At 69.9% G+C, this 20,563-nt stretch carries 15 protein-coding genes; 5 read left to right on the top strand and 10 right to left on the bottom strand.

Translation table 11 applies throughout. The features are described from left to right. Positions 1 to 61 precede the first annotated feature (61 nt). The 3 genes from ABD355_RS40350 (at position 62) to ABD355_RS40340 (ending at position 2,015) form a co-directional block, all read left to right on the top strand. Entirely contained in the window at positions 62 to 388 is a 327-nt protein-coding gene (locus tag ABD355_RS40350) for a hypothetical protein (protein WP_344406166.1), read from the top strand. Positions 389 to 408: 20 nt separating this feature from the next. Beyond that, positions 409 to 1,539, top strand: coding sequence for a WXG100-like domain-containing protein (locus tag ABD355_RS40345; protein WP_344406165.1), 1,131 nt, complete (start codon positions 409 to 411; stop codon positions 1,537 to 1,539). An 86-nt stretch (positions 1,540 to 1,625) separates the two neighbouring features. Then, positions 1,626 to 2,015: a hypothetical protein gene (locus ABD355_RS40340; RefSeq protein WP_344406164.1), complete on the top strand. Its 390-nt coding sequence runs from the start codon at positions 1,626 to 1,628 to the stop codon at positions 2,013 to 2,015. Between the two features lie 145 nt (positions 2,016 to 2,160). Here the strand turns inward: ABD355_RS40340 and ABD355_RS40335 are convergent, their stop codons facing one another. From ABD355_RS40335 to ABD355_RS40305, 7 genes are all read right to left on the bottom strand, one after another. Beyond that, entirely contained in the window at positions 2,161 to 2,484 is a 324-nt protein-coding gene (locus tag ABD355_RS40335) for a hypothetical protein (RefSeq protein ID WP_344406163.1), read from the bottom strand. Positions 2,485 to 2,585: 101 nt separating this feature from the next. Further along, complete coding sequence (locus ABD355_RS40330; protein ID WP_344406161.1) at positions 2,586 to 3,158, bottom strand: hypothetical protein; 573 nt, start codon at positions 3,156 to 3,158, stop codon at positions 2,586 to 2,588. Between the two features lie 304 nt (positions 3,159 to 3,462). Further along, a complete protein-coding gene (locus ABD355_RS40325) occupies positions 3,463 to 4,218 on the bottom strand; it encodes an immunity 49 family protein (RefSeq protein WP_344406160.1) in 756 nt (251 codons plus the stop codon). 137 nt (positions 4,219 to 4,355) lie between these two features. Further along, positions 4,356 to 6,254: an ATP-binding protein gene (locus ABD355_RS40320; protein WP_344406159.1), complete on the bottom strand. Its 1,899-nt coding sequence runs from the start codon at positions 6,252 to 6,254 to the stop codon at positions 4,356 to 4,358. A gap of 40 nt (positions 6,255 to 6,294) precedes the next feature. Continuing rightward, a complete protein-coding gene (locus ABD355_RS40315) occupies positions 6,295 to 6,621 on the bottom strand; it encodes a hypothetical protein (protein WP_344406158.1) in 327 nt (108 codons plus the stop codon). Between the two features lie 46 nt (positions 6,622 to 6,667). Further along, entirely contained in the window at positions 6,668 to 7,486 is an 819-nt protein-coding gene (locus ABD355_RS40310; protein WP_344406157.1) for an immunity 49 family protein, read from the bottom strand. A 16-nt stretch (positions 7,487 to 7,502) separates the two neighbouring features. Next, complete coding sequence (locus tag ABD355_RS40305) at positions 7,503 to 13,070, bottom strand: toxin glutamine deamidase domain-containing protein (protein ID WP_344406156.1); 5,568 nt, start codon at positions 13,068 to 13,070, stop codon at positions 7,503 to 7,505. Positions 13,071 to 13,310: 240 nt separating this feature from the next. On the opposite strand from ABD355_RS40305, the gene ABD355_RS40300 reads away from it, so the two are divergent. Next, a complete protein-coding gene (locus tag ABD355_RS40300; protein ID WP_344406154.1) occupies positions 13,311 to 13,745 on the top strand; it encodes a hypothetical protein in 435 nt (144 codons plus the stop codon). 88 nt (positions 13,746 to 13,833) lie between these two features. Here ABD355_RS40300 and ABD355_RS40295 read toward each other — a convergent pair whose 3' ends face one another. From ABD355_RS40295 to eccCa, 3 genes are all read right to left on the bottom strand, one after another. Next, complete coding sequence (locus ABD355_RS40295) at positions 13,834 to 14,157, bottom strand: DUF397 domain-containing protein (protein ID WP_344406153.1); 324 nt, start codon at positions 14,155 to 14,157, stop codon at positions 13,834 to 13,836. Between the two features lie 97 nt (positions 14,158 to 14,254). Then, a complete protein-coding gene (locus tag ABD355_RS40290; RefSeq protein WP_344406151.1) occupies positions 14,255 to 14,641 on the bottom strand; it encodes a hypothetical protein in 387 nt (128 codons plus the stop codon). Between the two features lie 137 nt (positions 14,642 to 14,778). After that, positions 14,779 to 18,723, bottom strand: coding sequence for a type VII secretion protein EccCa (gene eccCa, locus ABD355_RS40285; RefSeq protein WP_344406150.1), 3,945 nt, complete (start codon positions 18,721 to 18,723; stop codon positions 14,779 to 14,781). Positions 18,724 to 18,992: 269 nt separating this feature from the next. Here eccCa and eccD point away from each other — a divergent pair, with 269 nt between their 5' ends. Further along, positions 18,993 to 20,456 carry a type VII secretion integral membrane protein EccD gene (eccD, locus tag ABD355_RS40280; protein ID WP_344406149.1) on the top strand — a complete coding sequence of 488 codons (1,464 nt, stop codon included), beginning with the start codon at positions 18,993 to 18,995 and terminating at the stop codon, positions 20,454 to 20,456. The last annotated feature ends 107 nt before the right edge of the window (positions 20,457 to 20,563 follow it).

The following is a 20,563-nucleotide window of genomic DNA, read 5'->3' as shown; positions in this document are numbered from 1 at the left end:
GGAGTCTAAGGTATCCGTCTGTCGTCCTATATGAATGCGCCAAGCGGTACGGGGGAGAGTTATGGCGTTCGACGCCTTTGATGTGGACACCGACGTACTCCGCAAGCAGGGAGTGAACTTCGCCGAACTCGGAGGCGATTTCACGAAGGCCTCCAAGCGGCTCCAGGACACCCTTGAAGGGCTTGGGGAACCGTGGGCGGACGCCGATTTCGGGGAGATCTTCGGGCAGGTCTACACGCCGGTTCGTGACGGAATCTTCACATCGATGGACAGCCTGGGGAAGCGGCTGGAGAAGATCGGGCACAACCTGCAGGACATGGCACATAACTACGACGAATCGGAAGCGTCGAACTATGTTCTGATGGACGGGATCTCGGGCCGACTCTAATTAAATTCGGGGATATTGGCATGTCGCTCACACTGCCCAGCGAACTTGTCTGGGTGCTCGATCTTCTCGGCTACAGCTGGCCCGAGGCCGACGAACAAGCACTGCACGATGTCGCCGAGGCCTGGCGGGCCTTCGGCAAGGACCTCGAAACGATCCAGACGGACGGCGATGGATTCGCCCGCACCATCCTGGCCAGCAACGCCGGTACGGCCGTCGACGAATTCACCAAGGGCTGGGGCGCCTATACCGGCGCGGGCGGCCAGGACAGCTACATCCCGGACGCGAGGACCGCGTGCGAGGTGATCGCCCTCGCCTTCGACGCGGCCGCGATCGCTGTCCTCACGGCGAAGCTGGCCGTGATCGCGCAACTCGTCGCCCTGGCCGTGGAGATCATCGCGGCGCAGGCGGCGGCCCCCTTCACCTTCGGCCTGTCCGAGGTCGGCGCGCTGGGTGCGACCCAGGCCACGCGGGTGATCGTCCGTGAGCTGCTCAACAAGCTCCGGACGGAGGTCATGCAGGCCATCACCAAGGCCATGGAGCACGCCACCATGGACGCCCTGAAGAAGATCGCCAAGGAGCAGCTCGAGAAGATCACCAAGGAGAAGGTCAAGCAGTTCGCCAAGGACAGGATCAAGGAAGAGGCGAAGCAGTTCGTCCAGGAGAAGGTGGTGGACGCGGCCAAGGAGAAGGCCAAGGAAGCCGCCGTCGGAATGGCGCAGAACATCGCCCAGCAGAGCATCGAGACCCACTTCGACGAGCGGTCCGGAATCAACCTCGGAGAGACCACGGACATCGCCGAGAAGGCGGGCGGCGAATACCTGGACGGACTGAAGAACGAGGTCAAGGGCGGCGAGGGATCGACCCTCGCGGGCTACACGGACGTGCAGGGGCACGTGGGCAACGCCGTGGACCAGGCGACGGAGAAGGCCACCGGGGCGGTCGGGAATCGCGTACAGCACGGAGTCGACGCGCTGTCCGGACGCGGGGACGGCAGCGGAGAGTCTTCCGAGGGGTCTGCGGACAACTCCTCGGGGACAGGCTCCAGTTCGGCCGCCGGCAACAGGACCCCGGTCTCCGCGGCCACGGCGCGCTCGGGCTCCTCGCACGGCTCGGGGGGCGCGCAGGACTGGGCTCGAAGCGAGTTCGGATGACGCGCCCAAATGACAGCATGCCGAGCATGCCGAGCGCGCCGAGCGCGACAGACACGGCAGGCATGACAGGAAGGACGGCCGGACCCATGACCGCGGACCGGGAGATCCAGGACGAGGAACTCATGGGGATCGCCCAGGACCCCGAACAGGCCCTGCGGCTGCGCCGCTCCCTGCGCACCATCGCCGACGCGACCTCGCTCGACCCGGCCCTGCGCGAGATGGCGGGTGAGGTGCTGAGCGGACGCGTCGACGTCAAGGACGCCTTCCAGGACCCCCGTTACACCGAGGCCGTGTACCAGCGGCTCCACGAGATGCGCCGGGCGGCCGAGGACCAGACGTACGCCGAACGCCAGCAGTCCAAGGGCCGGTTCGCGGACTGGGACGCACGCCAGCAGGCCGAACTCGACCGCGAACGCGCCGAGCGAGACGCGCCCGTGCACGGTTTTGCCGGGGGAAAGCGACCGGGCCGGCGCTGAGGCGCGGCAGCCCGGTCCGGCACCGGCGTCGGCGGCATCCCCGAGCAGTCCTGCCCACCGGAAGGATCCGGCCAGGCTGCAGCCGTGGCCGCGTGCCTCAGTTCTGGTAGGTGCCGCCGTCGAGCGCGATGCGGGCTGTGAGTGCTCATCCGAACCAGTTCGGGGCGGCCCTTTGGAGCGCTGTCAGCACCGCAATGCTCCCGAGAGCACACGCATAGGCGAGTGCCAAGTGCTTGCCGCCACGGCTGCGGTAGCCGCGTATGGCCTGCCATATGCCGGCACCGCTGACGACAGCCAGAACTCCGCTCACCACACGCATGACGACGGGGACGCCTGGCAGGACGGTCGTCAAGACGGTGCTCACTACAGCAGTCATCGTGCCGAGGATGCCGGCGAGCGCTGCCGCATTGCGCCGGACGCGGGCCTCCAGTCGCTCCCGGCTGTCGTCACCCATGTCGTTCATCAGCATGGGAGGCAGGCTATGCGATCACGGGAGATCGCCATGGCGACGGCGAGTACGGGTGACGACCCTGCCTTCCGCTGAGGCAGGGCGGCACGGCGGCGGACAAGTCACGCCTGACGGCGCTTGTTGCCGACGAGGTAGGCGATGCCCCAGGCAGCGGCGGCGGCGAGCACGAGGGCGAGCGGGGAGGTCCAGTCGACTCCACCGTGGGTCCCGTCGGTCCACCAGGCCTTGGCCGGGAAGAAAGGGTCGTATTCCAGCATGTCCCTGATCCCGAAGAAGCCCCTTTCCTTGGCGATGTACATCGGGAGGAAGTTGGCCCCGCCGAAGAAGGCGCCGAGCGCGGCGATGACGGCTGCGCAGATCCGGGCGCCGTTGCTGCGGTGACCCACCTTGCCGATCAGGGCGCCGACGATCGCCCCACTGAGGAGCGCGTACGCGAGGTAAAGGGTGGTGGACGTGGCGGAGGTCAGGTGCTCGACAATGACCACCAGGAGACCGCTGTAGAGCAGCGAGACGACGAAAGAGACCAGGAGACCGAGGAACACCGCGCCGACGGGGTTACCGCCCCGGTTCGGCTGCTGTCCGAACGGGGGCGCCTGGAACGGCGGTCCGGGCTGAGCCGGATACATCGGCTGCACCGGCGGCTGCCCCGGGACGGGCGACGGTCCGGCGTACATGGGGGGCTGCCCGAGAGGAGCCGGCGGTCCGAACCCCGGCTGCTGCTGTGGCGGGGCGGGTCGGCCGTACGGGTTGGGATGGTTCTGTGGAGGCTGTGGTGGCTGCGGCGGTGGTTGGAACGGCGGCTGGCTCATGATTCCCCGTGGAGTCAATGGAGTTAGCGGGCAGAAGCAGCAAGTTATCAGTGAGATCAGGAGGGGTACGGCGGAGCTGGAGCGGGCTGCGTGAAGGGTGTCGGCTCGTCGAGTGCCGAGCTGGAGCGGCCCGCACCGGTCGACCGGTTCGAGGAGCACCCGGCTCTCGTCAGGTCGGAAAGTCGCCGACCCGGCCGCGTGCCAGCAGGTACTTGGGAATGTAGCCGGACTCCACGTCGACGGGGACCCCCGCGTCGTGGGCCAGGCAGGCCATGGCCAGCGGTCCCAGTGCGACAAGGCCGCTGACCTGCGCGGCCGTGGCTTCGTCCGCGGTCCAGTACTCCTTGTGCCACTCCAGAGCCTTGACCAGTTCGACATCGAAGCGCTCGCTGTCGCCTGTGACCAGGCGGTGGAACAGGTTGAGCGGGGGGTACAGGATGCGCAGCATCAGGCTGCGGTCGGTGACCTGCAGAGCCTCCGGATCGGTGCCGTTGATTGCGGCCATCAGCTTGTCGCCGATGCCGGGGCCCTGTTTCCAGTACGTCTGAAGCGTGTCGACCCAGTCGTAGATGTACGCGTCGAAGACCGCTCCGGACTCGCGCAGCAGCGAGATGGGGACGTTGCTCAGCTCGGTGAGCCGTTCGCGTTCGCGGCAGACGAGCGCCAGGTAGAAGGCGGTGAGCCAGTTGCCCGCGTGGGCGGGTGGCTGTCGGCCGATGGAGCGGATCGTCCGCGGCACACCCGAGATCAGGCACTCCACGGTGGGTTCCGGTGAGGTGGCGGACCGGAACAGGGCGGAGCCGATCTGCATGGCCGCGACCCAGGCTTCCCAGGTCTCGATCCGGGCGGCGTGGGGATCAAGGGCGCAATGGCTCTTGGCGTTCGCGAGCGCCCTGTTCAGAGCGGTGTTGAACGTGCTGGGCATGGTCTCGAGCTTCCGGACCCGAGCCTCGGTGTCGTCAACGAGTGCTTGCGCACCGAGAACACGGTCGGCAGGCACTTCATGTCGTGTGACGTGCGTGGTCATTTCCGCCTGTTCGGATCCGAACCGAGTAGGAGAGATCATGCGGCCCGCCGCATGGCCCCCGCAGCCGCCGACCGGATGCGGAGGGCCTTCGCGCTGCGTTCGGTGGCTACGACGAGGATGCCGTCGGGGGACAGGTCCACGGCCGTGAAGGGAACGTCCGAGAGCAGCTCTGCCACGACCTTCCGAGTTGCCCGGTCCCAGACGCGCACGTAGTCGTCGCCGCGGCTCAGGCCCAGTGGGGCGGCGGCCCGCTCCTCCTCGGACGGGTGCAGGACCTGCCCGGGGCCGGGGCCGGGGCCGGAGTCGTCGGATCGGACGAGGGGGTGGACGAGCACCGCGGAATCGGCCGGTACGACGAGGACGGCCACCGGGACGGGCTGCCCCTCGGCCCCGGGCAGGCTGCCGGCGGAAACCGCGCTGATGCCGGGCGCGCGCAGGGTCCACAGGGTCTGCCAGGGCAGGTCGAGGCCGAGCCGCCCGTGGATGGCGTCGGCGTACTCGGGCAGGCCGTCCTCCACGAAGGCCGTCTCCAGCAGGGCGGCACGCTGCAGCGCAGGAACCTGGGTGCGGGTGAGCAGGGCCGCCGTACGCAGGTACGTCCGGGCCGGTGCACCCAGTTCCTCGGCCGGTACCGCCTCGACGGCGGCCCGCAGCGGCACCGGGTCGGCGTGCACGAACAGCCCTGGATCCGTGAGGAGTTGGGGCAGTAGGCCCGCCTCCAGGGTGTGGCCCGCGATGTGGTCCCGTACATACGGGTCGGCCCTGCTCCAGTCCTGGTCCGGCACCGCCTCCAGCAGCGCCATCGCGATCTGTGTCTGGGCGGCACGGACGTTCGGCAGGCCGGCGCGGATCTCGTCGCCGATGGCCGGATGCAGCAGCCGCAGCAGCGTACGCGCGCTGCCGTCCCCGTCCGGCCGATGCGACTCGACGAACGGTCCCGCGAGCGCTCCGCTGTCCGAGAGGGGGCCGCTCATGTCCCTGCCCGCAAGAGCGTTGACGAGCCGCGTCCAGAGGGCGACGGGCAGACCGTCGCCCTCCGCGAGGGCCAGCGGCGCCAGCAGCAGACGCAGGGTCTGCGGGTCCGCGCCCAGGCGGCAGGCGTGCAGGTCAAGTGCCTGGCCGACCGACGTGGGCAGGAGGGTCTCGTCGTACGGGGCGGCCGCGCCCGAACTCGTCAGGAGGCTCCGGACGGCGAGCTGCACGGTGAGCGGGCTGGTGCCGGCCCGGCGCCCGATCGCCTCGGCCAGGGTCCGCCTCGCCGCAGCATCCGAGGCGAAGGGCGGCTCCGGGGCGCCGGACTCCGGTCTGAGCAGCGCGTACGCCTGCAGCACCAGACCGCGCGGATCGGCCCACTGCGGGTCGTCGAGGTCGATGATCTGTGCCGTGCCGGGCGCGAGTCCACCTTCGAGTTCGGTGGCGAGCTCGCGCGGTACGTCCGCGAGCAGCCGCACGTTCGCGGTGGCGGCGAGCGGCCTCAGCACCTCCCGTACGACGCGGGCCGGCTCGCCCGTCGTACGCACAGGACCGGCCCGGTCGACCTCGGGCACGACGACGGACTCGGTCCGGCCCAGGGCGCCCAGTGCGGCGTAGACCTCTTCGAGGCGGCCGGCCCGGAGGCCGTAGTGGTCCGCGATGAGCCAGCCGAGCTGTGTTGCGGTGAGCCCCGCCGCGTTCGGTACCGCCGGGGCGGGGAGGTCGGGCGGCACCGTCGACGGGTCGAGGTCCGCCAGTGGCAGCCGTCCGCGGAACTCCGGATCGCACAGCATCAGGAAGCCGGTGAGCAGGTGGGAACGGCCGCTGCCCGGACTGCCGGTGAGGATGATCACCCGGGGTGCACCTGGCCGGCCCGACCGCCAGGCGGCGAGCGCACGCAGCACGGCGGTGCGTCCGCCCAGGTAGGGATGGGGTGCGTAGCCGTTGGTCGGGGCGGTCATCGGTGGGAGACCTCGCGGGTGCCGGAGTGGTGGACGAAGGCTAGGAGTTGCGACCGAGGTTCTGCCGGTACAGCGCGATCGCCTGCTCGGTCGGGAAGTTGGGGACGGTCACGCTCTCGCCGGTCTCCTTCGACACCACGATCTTGGCTCCGCCGGGCGGGGCGGGCCGGGGCCGGCCGGCCGCGTCCGTGGTGGGCGGGAACACCGCGTACACCAGGTAGCCGATGTCGAACTCGTGGACCCGCAGTTCGGCGGGGGTGCCGTCGGGCAGCTTGGGATCGGCGTAACGCGCACGGACGATCTCGAGGGCCTGGTCCGGGGTGGTGGGCGGGGTCTGTGGTGCCGGGGGCGGGGTGTCCGAGGTCATGGGCTTCCTTCGTCTGTCGCCTTGGTCGGGGGCTGGGCGGCTGCGATCAGGTGGGAAACTCGTTGACCCAGGCACCTTCGAGGAGATGCTTCGGCAGGTACTCGGACTCGACGGTGATGGTGAATCCGGCCTGGACGGCGAGGCAGGACACGGCCAGCGGGCCCAGCGCCACGAGGCCCTCGGTGGTCAGCTCGCGGTCCTCGTCACGCGTCCAGTACTCCTTGTGCCACTCCACGGCCTTGGCCAGCTCGGCGTTGAACCTCTCTTGGTCACCGCGCGCCAGCTGGGTCAGGAGGTTCATCGGCGGATACATGATCTGCAGTACGCCGTCGCGCGGCGCGTGCCGCAGCGCGGCGGGATCCGTCCCCTCCACCGCGGCCACCAGTTTGTCGCCGAACTCCGGGCGCTTGAGCCAATAGGCCTGGAGCGCTTCCACCCAGTCGTAGATGTACTCGTCGAGAACCCCGTCGGCCTGCCGAAGACGCGAGACGGGGAACTGGCACAGCTCGGTCATCCGCTTCTTCTCACGGCAGACACAGGCGAGCCAGAAGGCATTGAGCCAGTTGCCGGCGTGGGCGCGGGGCAGGGCCCCGGCGCGGACGGTCCGCATCTCATGACCGATGCGGTACTCGAAGGTGGTGCCGGCCGGTGCCTGTGCCGACACGAAGAGGGCGGAGCCGACCTGCATCGCGGTGACGCAGGCCTCCCAGGTCTCGAGCTTGTCGGACTCCGGGTCCAGGACGCAGTGCCGACCGAGTAGCCCGATGGCGTCTGCCAGAACGTTCGAGAACCACGAGGGCTGGTTCTGCAGCCCGTCGACGTCCTCCCAGAAGTCGTCGGTGAGAGTCGGGAGGATCCTCGCCATGTTTCGCGTCGGGAAATCATGTCGCGGAATCTGCATCGCGTGCCTTCTCTTCTTCCGTTCTGATGTCGAACTGCTTCATCTCGTAACCCTGGTGCTCTCCCCCGGAGGAGTTGCCCTTGACGAGTATGTACTTCACCCGCGACGGGTCCGCTTCCAGCGCCTTTCTGAGGTCGCGTGCCAGTTGCCGCTCCGCTCGGGCGGCATCCAAATCGGCGTCGGTCCGGGCCGTGTCCAGGTTCCGGCGGGCGCGCGCATCCATCTCATGCAGGATCGTCTCAAAGTACGCGCGAGTGCCCTGCCGGACCCTCGGCACACCGGGACCCGGAGCGTCCTGGCTGTCCTGGCCGTCGTCGTTCCGCGCGCCGTCGCCCTGGTCCTGGCCTGGATCGTCCGGTGAAACAGGCTGGTCGGAGCCGGTCTCCGGCGTGAGCCCTCGCCGTTCGCCGAGATCGGCGGTCAGGGAGCCCTTGGCCTCCACGACGACGAAGTGGGGCGGGTCGGTGTTCGGGTCCCGGTAGATCTGGTCGAACCGGTTGTTTCCCATGGCCCGGTCGTCGACGCGGTCGTAGTCCGGGAAGTGCCGGGGCATCACGTGGTGCTCGGCGACGGCCTCGCCGTAGTCCTCACTGGCCCGCGTCATCTTTCCGTGCAGAGGACTGTGCCTCGCGTCGGCTTCCTCGAATTTCCTCAGGTTCTCCGGGGTCTTGTTCGCCTCGTAGGCGTCCTTGGCCGCCTTGCGGTCCTTGTGCGGCTGGTTGTCGGCGTCGATCGCATCCTGGCGTTCCTTGGCGGCCCGGTCGAGCCGCTTCAGGTTGTCGTCGGAGATCTCCGTGTGCCGCTCACCCGAATCCGCGCCCTCGTCGATATAGGACTCCGGATCGGCCTCCGGTGCGTCCTTGGCAAGCATCCAGGGAGCGTTCGGATCGTTCGTGGGATGCAGCTGCGGGACGGGACGGCCGTCCTCGGCGGGTGCGGTCACGCTGCGGCGGTAGCCGCTCCTCGGGTGGTAGTACTTCTCGAACCAGGCCCTGTCCTTCGGGTCGTTCGAATTGGCCCGCGCGAGCATGTCCAGATCACGCTGCCTGCGCTGGTCCGGGTCGCTGTAACCGTCGCCCGCGGGCTCCGCCGGACCGGACGGGTGTTCCGGGTGCGCGGGCCCGGGCGGCTGCGCCGACTGCTCGGCGGCGATGTCGCCGTACAGCGGCTTCTTCCCGTTGACGGAATCCTTGACGTAGTGGGCAGCATCGGCGTTCCTGCCGTCCGGCGGGATCTCGCGCGGGGGAACCACGGAGTCCTTGGTCATGTTGCCGGGGCGGTCGTGGTGGTCGTCGGCCGGGGACTGGGCCGGGCTCCCGGGACGAGTGTGGTCCGAGCTGTCGGGCCGGTCCGCGTCCGGTGCCGCCGGCCGCGGGTCTTCGGCGTGATCGGGGTGTTCCCGGTCCGGCGTCGGCTCGTCGTCCGGGCGCCGTCCGTGGGACTGCTCGTCGGACCGCTCGTCGGTATCCGGGCTCTTCCGTGGCGGGGTATCCGTCCGCGGGTCCCAGGTGCGCGGGTCCTGGACGCGTGGATCGGACGTACGGGGATCGGACGTACGGGGATCGGGCGTACGTGGATCCTCCGCGCGGGGGTGCGGGCTGTGAGGGTCGGTCGCCCGCGGGTCCTGGGTGCGGGGATCCGGGGTGCGCGGGTCGGTGCTGCGCGGATCGGTGGTGCGCGGGTCCGACGGCGCGGTGTGCTGGTGAGGTGTGTGCCGGTCCGTGGTGGGGTCGGTCGGGGTGTCCGTCTTGGTCCGGGCGGGGGTGGTGGTCTTGTCCGGCGTGCCGTTGTCGGTGGCGTCGGACGTGGTGTGCGCGGGTGGCCCCTGTTCCTCAGCGGAGTCGGGCCGGCGCGGAGCTTCGGTCGTTGCGGTCGGCTGCTCTTCGTCCTTGCGGGGAGTGTGGTCCCGCTCGTCGGGATGCGCCGCCTCGCTCGGGTGCGCCTGCTGGTCCGGGGTGCTCGGTGTCTCGCTCCGGGGGCGGCCGTTCTCGTCACCGGGCTCGCTGTTCGCCGGGTCCGGCGACGAGGTGTTCGGGTCGGCCTTCGACGGCTGGGCGGGGTCGGCGTCGGCCGAGACCTCGTTCTGCGGGTCCTGGCCGTTTTCCGGCTGCCCGTTGTTCTGGGCGTTGACCGGCTGGGAGCCGTCGCCGTTCTCGTGCTGTGACTCGCCGCTCTGGCTCTCCGAGCCGTTCGTCTGCGGCTGGCTGGTGTCGATCGGGTTGCGGTCGGCGTCCAGCGGGATGTGCCACACGTGCGCCGCCTGATCGATGTGCAGGGGCTGGCTGCTGACCTGGCCGCTCTGGGTGTCGACCCAGACGATGTTGCCGTTGTGGTTGACCACGTTGAAGGCGTGGCCGCCTCCGCCGGGCCAGTCGACCTGGACGATGGCTGCCGAGCCGGGGCCGGCCTGCTGGAGGGTGTGGGCGATGTTGTCGGCGGTCTCGGGGTCGCCGCCGGGACCGGCGTAGGTGTGGGCGGCGCCGGTCCAGCGGATCTGGTTGTCGTTCGCGTTGTCCTCGGGCGACCAGTGGTCCGGCTTGCCGTTCGCGTCGGTGTCGAGGGTACGCGGCGCCGAGACCTGCGGGTTTCCGTACCAGGTCTCCAGGAACGAACGGGAGCAGTCGGCGCAGTTGTTGCTGCGGCCGGGGACGGTGACGCCGCCGTCGTTCTGGAGCTGGGACCAGTTGCCCTCGAAGGGGTCGGGGAAGCGCTGCGGGGTGCCGTCCTCGTTGCGCGGGACGGCGTCGTCCAGAGCCTGCTGGTCGGCGGGGTCGGGATCGGTCAGGCCGCCCGGGTAGTGGTCCAGGTCGGAACGGATGTCCTGGAGGCTGTCCTGCTGCGGGTGCTGCTGGTGGTTCGGGTTTCCCGGGATTGCCTGCGGCGAACCCGGCGCCTGGGGCGAGGCGGAGCCCACCGCGTGCGACGGCGATGCGGCGGCACCCGGGGTCCGGATGACGGTGTGGACCGGGACCGGGGTCACTTGCTGCTGGTGCTGTTGCTGCGGGTTGCCGGGCGGGGTGTTCTGCGTCGGTGCGTGGGACTGCGCGGCCGGCTGCTGCGGACCGTTGGGCGTGCCGCCCGACGGCTCCTGGGGCGGTCTGCCGGGGGGAGTCGTGCCGGTGCTGCCGGGCGTGCCCTGCGCGGCGGCGCCGGGCCGGTCGGAGTTCGAGGAGTTGGGGGTACGGCTGCCCGACGCCGAGGGGTTCGAGCCGGTGCCGGTGCCGGTGCCGGTGCCCGTGCCGGTGCCGGAGTCGGAACCGGATCCGGAACCCGTGCCGGTCGAGGCGGAGGGTGCCGTCGTGGAGGTGCCGGTGGACGTCGACGAAGCCCTGGGGGACGACGACGGTGATGAGCTCGGGTTCGAGGCGGTCGTGCCCGGCGTCTGCCCTGGGGCGTTGGTACGAGTGCTGCCGGTCGGGTCCGTGGTGCCGCGGGGCACGGTGCCGTCGCCCGGTGTCGTGCTGCGCGGAGTGGCGCCGTCGCCCGGGGTGCTGTCCCGAGGTGTGGTGCCGTCGCCCGGCCTCGTACCGGGCGTCTGGCGGGGCGTCGTACCGTCACCGGGTTTGCGGGACGTGGTGCCGTCGCCCGGCCTCGTACCGTCACCCGGCGTCGTACTCCCGGGCGGGCGCCGGCCCGGTGTCCGCCCGTCCGGTGTTCCGGAGTTACGACCGTCCGGGGTTCCGGACGCACGCCCGTCCCCGGCACCCGAGACTCCGACACTCGCCGTGCCGGAGAGGCGGTCGTTCTCCGGGCCCGAAAGCCCGACACCCGCCGTACCGGCCCCCCGACCGTCCGCCGAAGCCGTGGGCGTAGGTGCGGGCGTGGACTCCGGAGCGCTCCGAGGCGCCGTCGACGGAGTGGGACTCGGCGTGGATGCGGGCCCCGACCCCGTGGGTGAGGCAGTGCCGGCCGAACTGCTCCTCACTGCACCGGAGTTGGGCGCCGGGCTGCTCGGGCTCGCCCCGGACGGGCCTGCGCCGCCGGACGACGACGTACCCCCGCCCTGCGAACCACCCGCACCGCCCCCCGCAGAAGTCGCCACGGGCGGGGTCGGTATGCCCGCCGGTCCACCGTCCGCACGGCCGCCACCGGCGCCCCCCGACGAGGTATCGCCCGTCGAAGGCGCAGAAGTGGGCGCCGCGTTGGTGTGCGTGGGCGCGGTCGCGGCCAAGCTGTCGATCGACGTTCCGATCGAGCCGTGGCCGCCCGTCGACGCCGACGTCCCCCCGGACGTAGCGGAGGCCGACACGGTGTGCACCGACGGCGACGACAGGCCGGACACGGAGGAGCCGCCGCCGGAGTGGGACGGGCCGCCCGTGGAACCCGGACCGTCGGACGACCCTCCGGAGTCGGAGCCACCGGAGTGCGCCCCGCTGGGCGACGGGTCGTCGAAGTCGGACAGGGTCGGACCCGAGTGGGAGAGCGTCGGGCCCGCGCCCCCGGGGCCGGCCCCCGCATCGGACCCGGACCCGGAGTCCGATCCCGGGTCGGAGCCCGGGCCGGCACCCACATCCAGCCCGCCGATGTTGTTGCCGCCGGTGTCCGCGGATATCCCGCCACCTATGTTCGAGCCCACATCGCTGCTCGAATGCGTCGACGTGGAGGAGCCCGCCACCGACGAGTCGGAGCCGTCGGAGTGCGAGCCGGAGTCGGAACCCGAACCGGAATCGGAGCCGGCAGACGAGTGCGAATCCCCATCACTGCCGGAAGCGTCTGAAGTGTCTGAACCGCCCGAGCTGTCCGACGAGTTGGCGCCCCCGCCCTCCTCCCCGTGCCCGCCGTCGCCCCCCGACGACCCATGCCCGTCGATCCGGCTGTCGATCGCATGGTGGGCCCGGTGCCCGGCCTTCTCACCCAGGCTGTCGCGGACGCCATCGGCAAGAGTCTGCGGGGTCTGCTTGATGGCGTCCCAGCCGGCGTTGGCGCCCTGCTTGGCGGTGGTGGCGAGGTCGTAGCCCTCCTGGGCGCCGAAGCCGACGTTCACCGTCTGGCGGATCAGGTCGGAGATGATCGCCTCGATCATCGAGATCGCGGGCTCCTTCATCGCCTCGACGACCGCGTTGAGCAGCGCCTCCTTGAGTTCGTCGAGGAGGCGGCGCACGATCAGCCGGGTGACCTGGGTCGCCCCCAGCGCGCCGACTTCGGAGAGGCCGAAGGTGAAGGGCGCCGCGGCCTGGGCGGCGGCGATCTCGATGGCCAGGGCGATCAACTGGGCGATCACCGCCCACTTCGCGAGCTCGACGATGTAGGCGCAGGCCTCCAGCACGTTCGCGATGAGGTAGGCGGCCTGGGCGGCGTTGGTGAGGTAGCCGTCGCCCTGTCCGCCGTCGAACTTCTTGTAGGTCTTGGTGAATGCGTCGATCGATTCGCCGGCGTTGTGCGCGACCACCTGGCCGGCACTCAGGTTCGCCGTGGTGTGCAGTTCGGTGACGTCGTCGCCGAACTTCCGCCACAGCTTGGCCGAGTCCTTGAGCTTGTCCTCGTCCGCCGTCGGCCAGCGGTAGCCGAGCATCTCGAGAACCCACTCGAGCTCGTCCGGCAGCATCATCGACACAGCAGAAAGCACCCCCGTCAAACGACACGGCCGTACAACTCCCTCATGGGTCAAGGGATGTCACACAGAAGTACAGCCGTTCGCAAAGTTTACGGATCACCCGTCCGCAACTTCAGTCTGTTGCTGTCACAAAACCGTTGCAGGTCCCCCGTCGGAGGGCGGCCCGGACCGGGCCTTGACCTGGCGGGAGATACTTCGGGTGTCCGAGAGACGAGGGCAGCGAGAAGGAGCGGCATGACCAGGGGATCCGAGAACTCACCGAACCCGCAGGGTGTTTCGCAGGAGCGCGGGGTGCTGGACGAGGCACTCGAACCGGAGCAGATCCGTTCCCTGAACTCCGCCCTGCGGGGACTGTCCCAGAGCGACGGCGTCGGCAAGGACCTGCAGGACGCCACGAAGAAGCTGCTCTCCGGCCGCCTCGCCCTCCGCGACGCCCTGGACGATCCGGGGGTTGCGCGCGCCCTGGGCGGCGGCATGGCGTCCCTGCGCGGCCAGTGGGAGTCGCTCTCCGAGGAGGAGCGCGACCAGGTCAGGCACGGAGAGCCGCTGACCGGCGGTGACCCTTCCTCGCTTTCGGGACAGCCCGAGGAGAGGACGTCCGAGGACCGGTCCGCGCAGTCCGGGACGAAGAGCCAGGGGCGGCACAGCGGCGGATTCTCGCTGTACTGAGCACCGGCTCAGCATGGGCGCATCAGCGGCTGATCACCGGCGCTGCCTGCGGTGCGGAGCGGTGGCAGTGCCGGTCGGCCGCCCGGTCCTAGTCCGCCTGCTCGGCCGGCACCCCGCCGTTGTGCGGCGCGGGCTCCAGGTCGAACTCCCCGTCCCGCGCCCCGAGTACGAACGCCCGCCACTCCGCCTCGGTGTACCGCAGCACGGTGTCGGGGTCGAGGGAGGAGCGCATGGCCACCGCGCCCTCGGGCAGGTATGCGATCTCGACGCGTTCCTCGTCCTGCTCGGTGCCGGGTGCGCAGTGCCACTCGACCCCCGAGATGTCGAGCGCGTACAGCTCGTCCCGCTCCCGCTCCTTGCGCGCCTTGATCTCGGCCGGAGTCTCGATCCCGTTGTTCCGTACCTCGGTCATGCTGCGGGGCCTCTTCCTGACATGTGACGACGAACTCGACTCACCCTACTTGCGAGGGTGCCGCCGCTGCCGCCGACTGCCGCAGATCGGATGCGGATCAGGTGTTCTGCACCTTGGTGAACGTGCCCTGTGCTACGCCGGGCGGGACCTTCACCTGACCGTCGTACTCGGCGGTCGTCGCCTTCCAGGTCGCCAGCTGGTCGGCCTCGTTCTGCTCGTGCGCCACGCCCATCTTGGTGAAGGCGATGCCCATCCCCGCGAGCCGCTCCGCCAGGCTGCCCATCGACTGGTACATGCCGTCGCGCAGACCCGTGTAGGCGACGCCGAACTTCTCGCCGATGTCGTCGTCACCCCACGGCGGGGTGCCGGTGCCCTCCAGCGCGGTCAGTCCGTCCTGCAGGGCCTTCACGGCCTTCGAGAAGTCCTGGCCGACCGTGTACATGTTGAAGCCCTCGGTCTTGAGGACCTTGGGATCGGAGTTCATGAAGTCCGACGACACAACTGCCCCCCGTGGCCTGCCTTTTCTCGTCTCTTCTCTTGCAACGCCACCATAGCGGCCCCCACTGACACAGGGGGGCGGCACCCGTGCGGGTACCGCCCCCTGTTCCCGGCAGCCGCCGCTCAGAACCGGGCCGGCAGCCAGCCCGTCTGAATCAGCTGTCCACCACGTCGCCGCGTGTGGAAGTACCCGCGCCCGGGCGGCAGTTGGGAGGCCGTGATGTTGCCGAGCAGCGCACCCTCCGACCGGTCGCCGGAGAGCACCAGGCCCTGGGCGCCGAGCTCGCGCATCCGCTGCATCACGGGCTCGTACAGCGACCTGCTGGCACCGCCCGAGGAGCGCGCGATGATGATGCGCAGACCGACGTCACGGGCGAACGGCAGGTACTCCAGGAGCGGGGCCAGCGGGTTGACGCCGGTCGCCACCAGGTCGTAGTCGTCGACGATGACGAACGCGTCCGGGCTGCTGTACCAGGAGCGGTTGCGCAGCTGCTCGGGCGTGACGTCCGGGCCGGGCATACGCCGGTGCATCGAGCCGGCCAGGCCCTCCAGCGTCTCGGTCAGGGCGGGCGCCGACGCGCAGTACCGCGACAGATGCGAATCGGGCACCCCCTCCAGGTGCGCACGCCGGTAGTCGCCCATGACGATCTTCGCCTGGTCCGGCGTGTAGCGCTCGGTGATCTGCTTGATGAGCAGCCGCAGCATCGCGGACTTACCGGATTCGCTCTCACCGAACACGATGAACAGCGGGTCGGTCTCGAAGTCGACGAAGACCGGCGCGAGCGAGGACTCGTCGATGCCGATGGCGACACCGCGGTCCGGGTGCTCGAACCCCTTGGGCAGCCGGTCCGACGGCAGCATGGTCGGCAGCAGCCGCACGGCCGGAGCGTGGTTGCCCTGCCAGTTGTCGTTGATGCCGCGGATGAGGATCGACGTCGCCTCGGAGAGGTCCTCGGTCGACGAGGAGCCGTCGACCCGGGGCAGCGCGGTCATGAAGTGCAGCTTTTCCTGCGTCAGACCTCGGCCCGGCACCGCAGCCGGGACGTTCTGCGCGATCTTTCGGTCGACCTCGGACTCCGTCGGGTCACCGAGCCTGAGCTCGATGCGGTTCTGCAGCATGTCCTTGAGCGCGGGCCGCACCTCGGTGTAGCGGCTCGCCGTCAGGATCACGTGCACACCGAAGCCGAGACCGCGCGTCGCGATCTCCGTGACGGTGGACTCCAGCAGCTCGTAGTCCGTCTTGAAGGTGGCCCAGCCGTCGATGACGAGGAAGACGTCACCCCAGATCTGGTCGGGCAGATGGCCCGCCGCCCTGCGCTGCCGATAGGTCTGGATCGAGTCGACGTTGTTCGTGCGGAAGTACTCCTCGCGCGCGTTGAGGATGCCCTCGACCTCGCTGACCGTACGGCGCACCTTCTCCGCGTCGAGACGGTTCGCGACCCCGCCCACGTGCGCCAGGTCCTCCATCGCGATCAGCGTGCCACCGCCGAAGTCCAAGCAGTAGAACTGCACTTCGGACGGAGTGTGGGTGAGCGCGAACGAGGAGATCAGCGAACGCAGCAGCGTCGACTTGCCGGACTGCGGGCCGCCGACGAAAAGACCGTGACCGGCGCCGCCGGAGAAGTCCCGGTAGAGCACGTCGCGCCGCTGCTCGAACGGCTTGTCCACCAGACCGACCGGCACATTGAGCCGGCCCAGCGCCGTGTAGTCGGGCGCGGTCAGACCCCGCTCCGGGTGGACGGCGAGCTGGGGGAGGAGCTGCTCCAATGAGGGCGCCTCCTCCAGCGGCGGCAGCCACACCTGGTGGGCGGGCGGTCCCTGGTTGACCATCCGGCTGACGAGGACGTCCAGGACGGTGTCGGCGAGCGCGTCGTCCACCCGGTTGTCGGGCTCCGGCTCCTCGATCACCGGCTGCGGGGGCAGCGCCACATGCTCCGCCGTGAACAGCGCGGGCCGCAGCTGCGTCGAGCGGTGCACCCGGGAGGGGCCTTCGCCGTGGTACGGCCCCGACACGTACGCCGCCTTGAAGCGGACCATGGTGTCGGTGTCGTAGCGCAGATAACCGGAACCGGGGATCGACGGCAGGTGGTAGGCGTCCGGGACACCGATCGCCGTACGCGACTCGGCGGCGGAGAAGGTCCGCAGACCGATCCGGTACGACAGGTAGGTGTCCAGGCCGCGCAGCTTGCCCTCTTCGAGGCGCTGCGAGGCAAGCAGCAGGTGGATGCCCAGCGAACGGCCGATACGGCCGATCTGGATGAACATGTCGATGAAGTCGGGCTTGGCCGTGAGGAGTTCGGAGAACTCGTCGAGCACGATCACCAGCGACGCCATCGGTTCGAGCGCGGCTCCGGCGGCCCGGGCCTTCTCGTAGTCGTGCAGGTTGGCGTAGTTGCCCGCCGAGCGCAGCAGTTCCTGGCGGCGCTGCGTCTCACCCATGATCGAGTCGCGCATGCGGTCGACGAGGGTGAGGTCGTCGGCGAGGTTGGTGATGACGGCCGCGGTGTGCGGCATGTCCGCCATACCGGCGAAGGTCGCGCCGCCCTTGAAGTCCGCGAGGATGAAGTTCAGCGTCTCCGAGGAGTGCGTCACCGCGAGACCCAGCACCAGCGTGCGCAGCACCTCGGACTTGCCGGAACCGGTGGCGCCGACACACAGGCCGTGCGGGCCCATGCCCTCCTGCGAGGCCTCCTTGAGGTCCAGCATGACCGGCTCGCCGTTCTCGCCGACACCGATCGGCACCCGCAGCCGCTCGTGCAGCGTGCGCGGCCGCCAGGTGCGGGAGACCTCGACGGTGCCCGCGTCGCCGATGCCCATCAGGTCGGTGAAGTCCAGGTTGGAGAGCAGGGGTTCGCCCTCCTCCGCGGAACCGACCCGGAAGGGCGCCAGCTGCCGGGCCAGGGACTCGGCCTGCTCCGGGTTGAGCACATCGGCCTTGCCGGTGTACGCCGACTCGTGGCCGACGAACAGCTGCATCCGCTCGGGCTTCACATACGCCGTCAGACCGGCGCGCAGCTCCTCCTCCAGCTCACCCGGGGCGATCTCCAGGAAGGTGACGCCCTGGAGCCCTTCGGAACTGGCGAGTTCGGAGTCCGGCGGCACGGTGCCGCCGTCGAGGACCACGATCAGATGCGGCTGGTCGTAGACGGGGGTCGCCTCACGGTTCCAGCGGGGCCGGTCGTCCAACTGGCCTGCCAGCGCCTCCTCCAGCTCCCCGAGGTCGTCGAAGAGGAGCCGGGCCGAGCCCGCTCCGTCCTTGGCCTTCGGGTGCTGGCTGTGCGGCAGCCACTTGATCCAGTCCCAGTCCGCCGCCGCGGACGGGTGTGCCACCACGGCGACCATCAGGTCTTCCGGCGAGTGCAGCGTCGCCAACTGGGAAATGACCGCGCGGGCGTTGCCGTAGACCGTGTCCGTGTCGCCGCAGATCGTCACGTGGTAGAAGGCGCGCAGCGAGATGGAGACCGGCAGGTCGTGCAGGCTGCCGTGGGCGTCGAGGAACGCCTTCATGGCCGCCGCGGTCAGCGGCTCCAGCTCCTCCTTGGGCGCCGTGTCCGGGGCGACCAGCGGCGTGTTCAGCTGCTGGACGCCGCGGCCGATCCGTACCGAGGCGAAGTCCGCGTCGGTCGGGCGCCGCTCCCACAGCCGCTTGCCGTCGGCCGCCACCGCCCACAGCTGCTCCGGGTCCGGGTGCTGGAAGAGCTGGCTGCGCCGCTGCAGTTCGGCCGTCTTGTGCACGTCCTTGCGGACCTGCTCCAGATAGCGGAAGTAGTCACGACGGTCCTGCGCCATGCCCGCGCCGCCGCCCTGCCGGGACTTGGCGAACTGCGCGATGGCCATGGCCAGCGTCGAGGCGAGCATCAGCCCGCCGACCACCCTCATGTAAGGGGGCAGGTTGGGCATGAAGAAGAAGCCGACGGAACCCAGCATGCCCATCATGGGCAGCAGGTTCATCAGCATGCTCTCGTCGCCCTCACGAGGGATCTCGGGGGGCGTCTCCAGTTTGACCTCACCGTCCGGCACCACTGGGGGTGGTATCCGCGGTGGCCGTTTGATGATGACGACGCTCACCGATGCACTCATCCTTCGTGATTGAAACGTCCTGGCATCGACGCCCCCGTGTACCGCGACGTGTTCCCGTTCGCGTAGGCGTCGTTCGCGTTGGCGTCGATCCTACTGATGCCCCCGGTCACCAGGAGAGCCAGGAGGATGGAGATGCGGAGGGGGTACGAGGAGAATTGAGGGAGGCAGCCCCAACACCCCTCAGGGCAAGGGATAGGGTGGCGCTTCGCGTCGTACGAACTGCATGAAGCAGCCTTGTCCAACAGGGGGAACACCAGGTGAGCACGGGGACTTCGACAGGTTTCTGCCGAATCACCATCGCAGCGCCGGACAGCCGAGTCGATGTCGCGCTGCCGGAGGACCTGCCGATCCAGGATCTCTTTCCTGAGATCATCAGGCTCTCGGGCCTGGTCCAGTCGGACACCAGTCCTGCCGGTTATCACCTGGTGACCCGCGAGGGTCAGGTGCTCGACGCGAGCCGTTCGTTGCTGGAGCACCGGGTCAGGGACGGCGAGGTGCTGCTGCTGCGGACCTTTGCCGACTCCCTGCCGCCGGCCGTCCACGACGACGTCGTGGACGCCATCGCCGCCGCGGTCAAGCAGGACATCCGCAGCTGGAACGACAACCTCATGCGGGTCGCCGGTCTCGTCGCCGGTTCGCTGCTGCTGGTCATGCTCGGCTTCGTCTTCTGGTTCGCGGACCCGATCCGGCACGACATGCACGGCCTGCAGGGCATCCTCGCGGGCGTGACCGCGCTCGGCCTGACGGCACTCGCCGGTGTACGGGCCCGGGTGTACGACGACCGGGGCTCCGCCGTCGCGCTCGGCATCTCGGCGCTGCCGCACGCGCTCATCGCGGGCTCCGGCGTCCTCGCGCAGGGCGCGCACGAAGGTCCCGGAAGGCTTCAGTTCCTCGTCGGCTGCGTCGCCGTACTGCTGTTCTCGGTCGTGCTGATCATGCTGCTGCCGCAGGGCGACGCCCCGTTCGTGGCCGCCGCGCTGGCCTCCGCGATCGGCACGCTCGCCGTGTTCTGCGGTGTGCTCACGGATGCGGCACCGCGGGAGATCGCCGCGGGCACCTCGGTGGTCGCCCTGGCGGTCGTCGGCTTCCTGCCCGGCTGGTCGGCCCGGTTCGCCAAGCTGCCGATCGGCTTCCGCAACCCCGAGGACCTCGCCCGGGCCCGCCGTGAGGGCCGCGAGGGCGACCTCGAGGCCGTCGACGTCCAGCGCATCGTCGCCCAGACCAGCCGCGGCCACGAACTGCTGCTCGGCCTGGTGGGCGGCTGCGCCGCCGTCATCGTCGGTGCGGGCGGCGCGGTGCTCGGCTTCAGCGACAGCGGCTGGGCCCAGCTGCTGGCCCTGTGCACCGGCCTCGCGGCGATGCTGCGGGCGCGTCTGTTCCGCTACACCGCCCAGGTCACCTGCCTGTTCGTGGCCGGTGTCATCACGCTGGGCCTGCTGGTCCTCGGCCTCGCGATCTCGCCTCCGGCCGACATCATCATCCAGCTGCTCCAGAACAACCACGGCCCGGTCGACGTACGGACCCTGTGGCTCGGCGCCTCGGTCGCGGCCGGTGTGCTGCTCCTGATCGCGATCGCCCTGATCGTGCCGCAGAAGGGTCTCTCGCCGTTCTGGGGCCGCATGCTCGACCTCGCGGACTCGCTGGTCCTGCTCTCCCTGGTCCCCGTCTGCCTGGCGGTCCTCGACGTCTACGGCAAGGTCCGCGGCGGCATCGGGAACTGAGACCCGCCCGGCGACCGACCTCGACGCCCCACACCCTGCACGCAGGGCGTGGGGCGTCGGCGTGAGCACGGCAAGGCCGATCCGCACCTCCGGTCACAGGAAAACTC

Origin of the sequence: Streptomyces longisporus (genome assembly GCF_039532765.1) — a bacterium.
In the GTDB taxonomy this organism is placed as follows: domain Bacteria; phylum Actinomycetota; class Actinomycetes; order Streptomycetales; family Streptomycetaceae; genus Streptomyces; species Streptomyces longisporus.
Note: the sequence above shows the minus strand (reverse complement) of the source record. Positions and strands in the feature narration are given on the sequence as shown.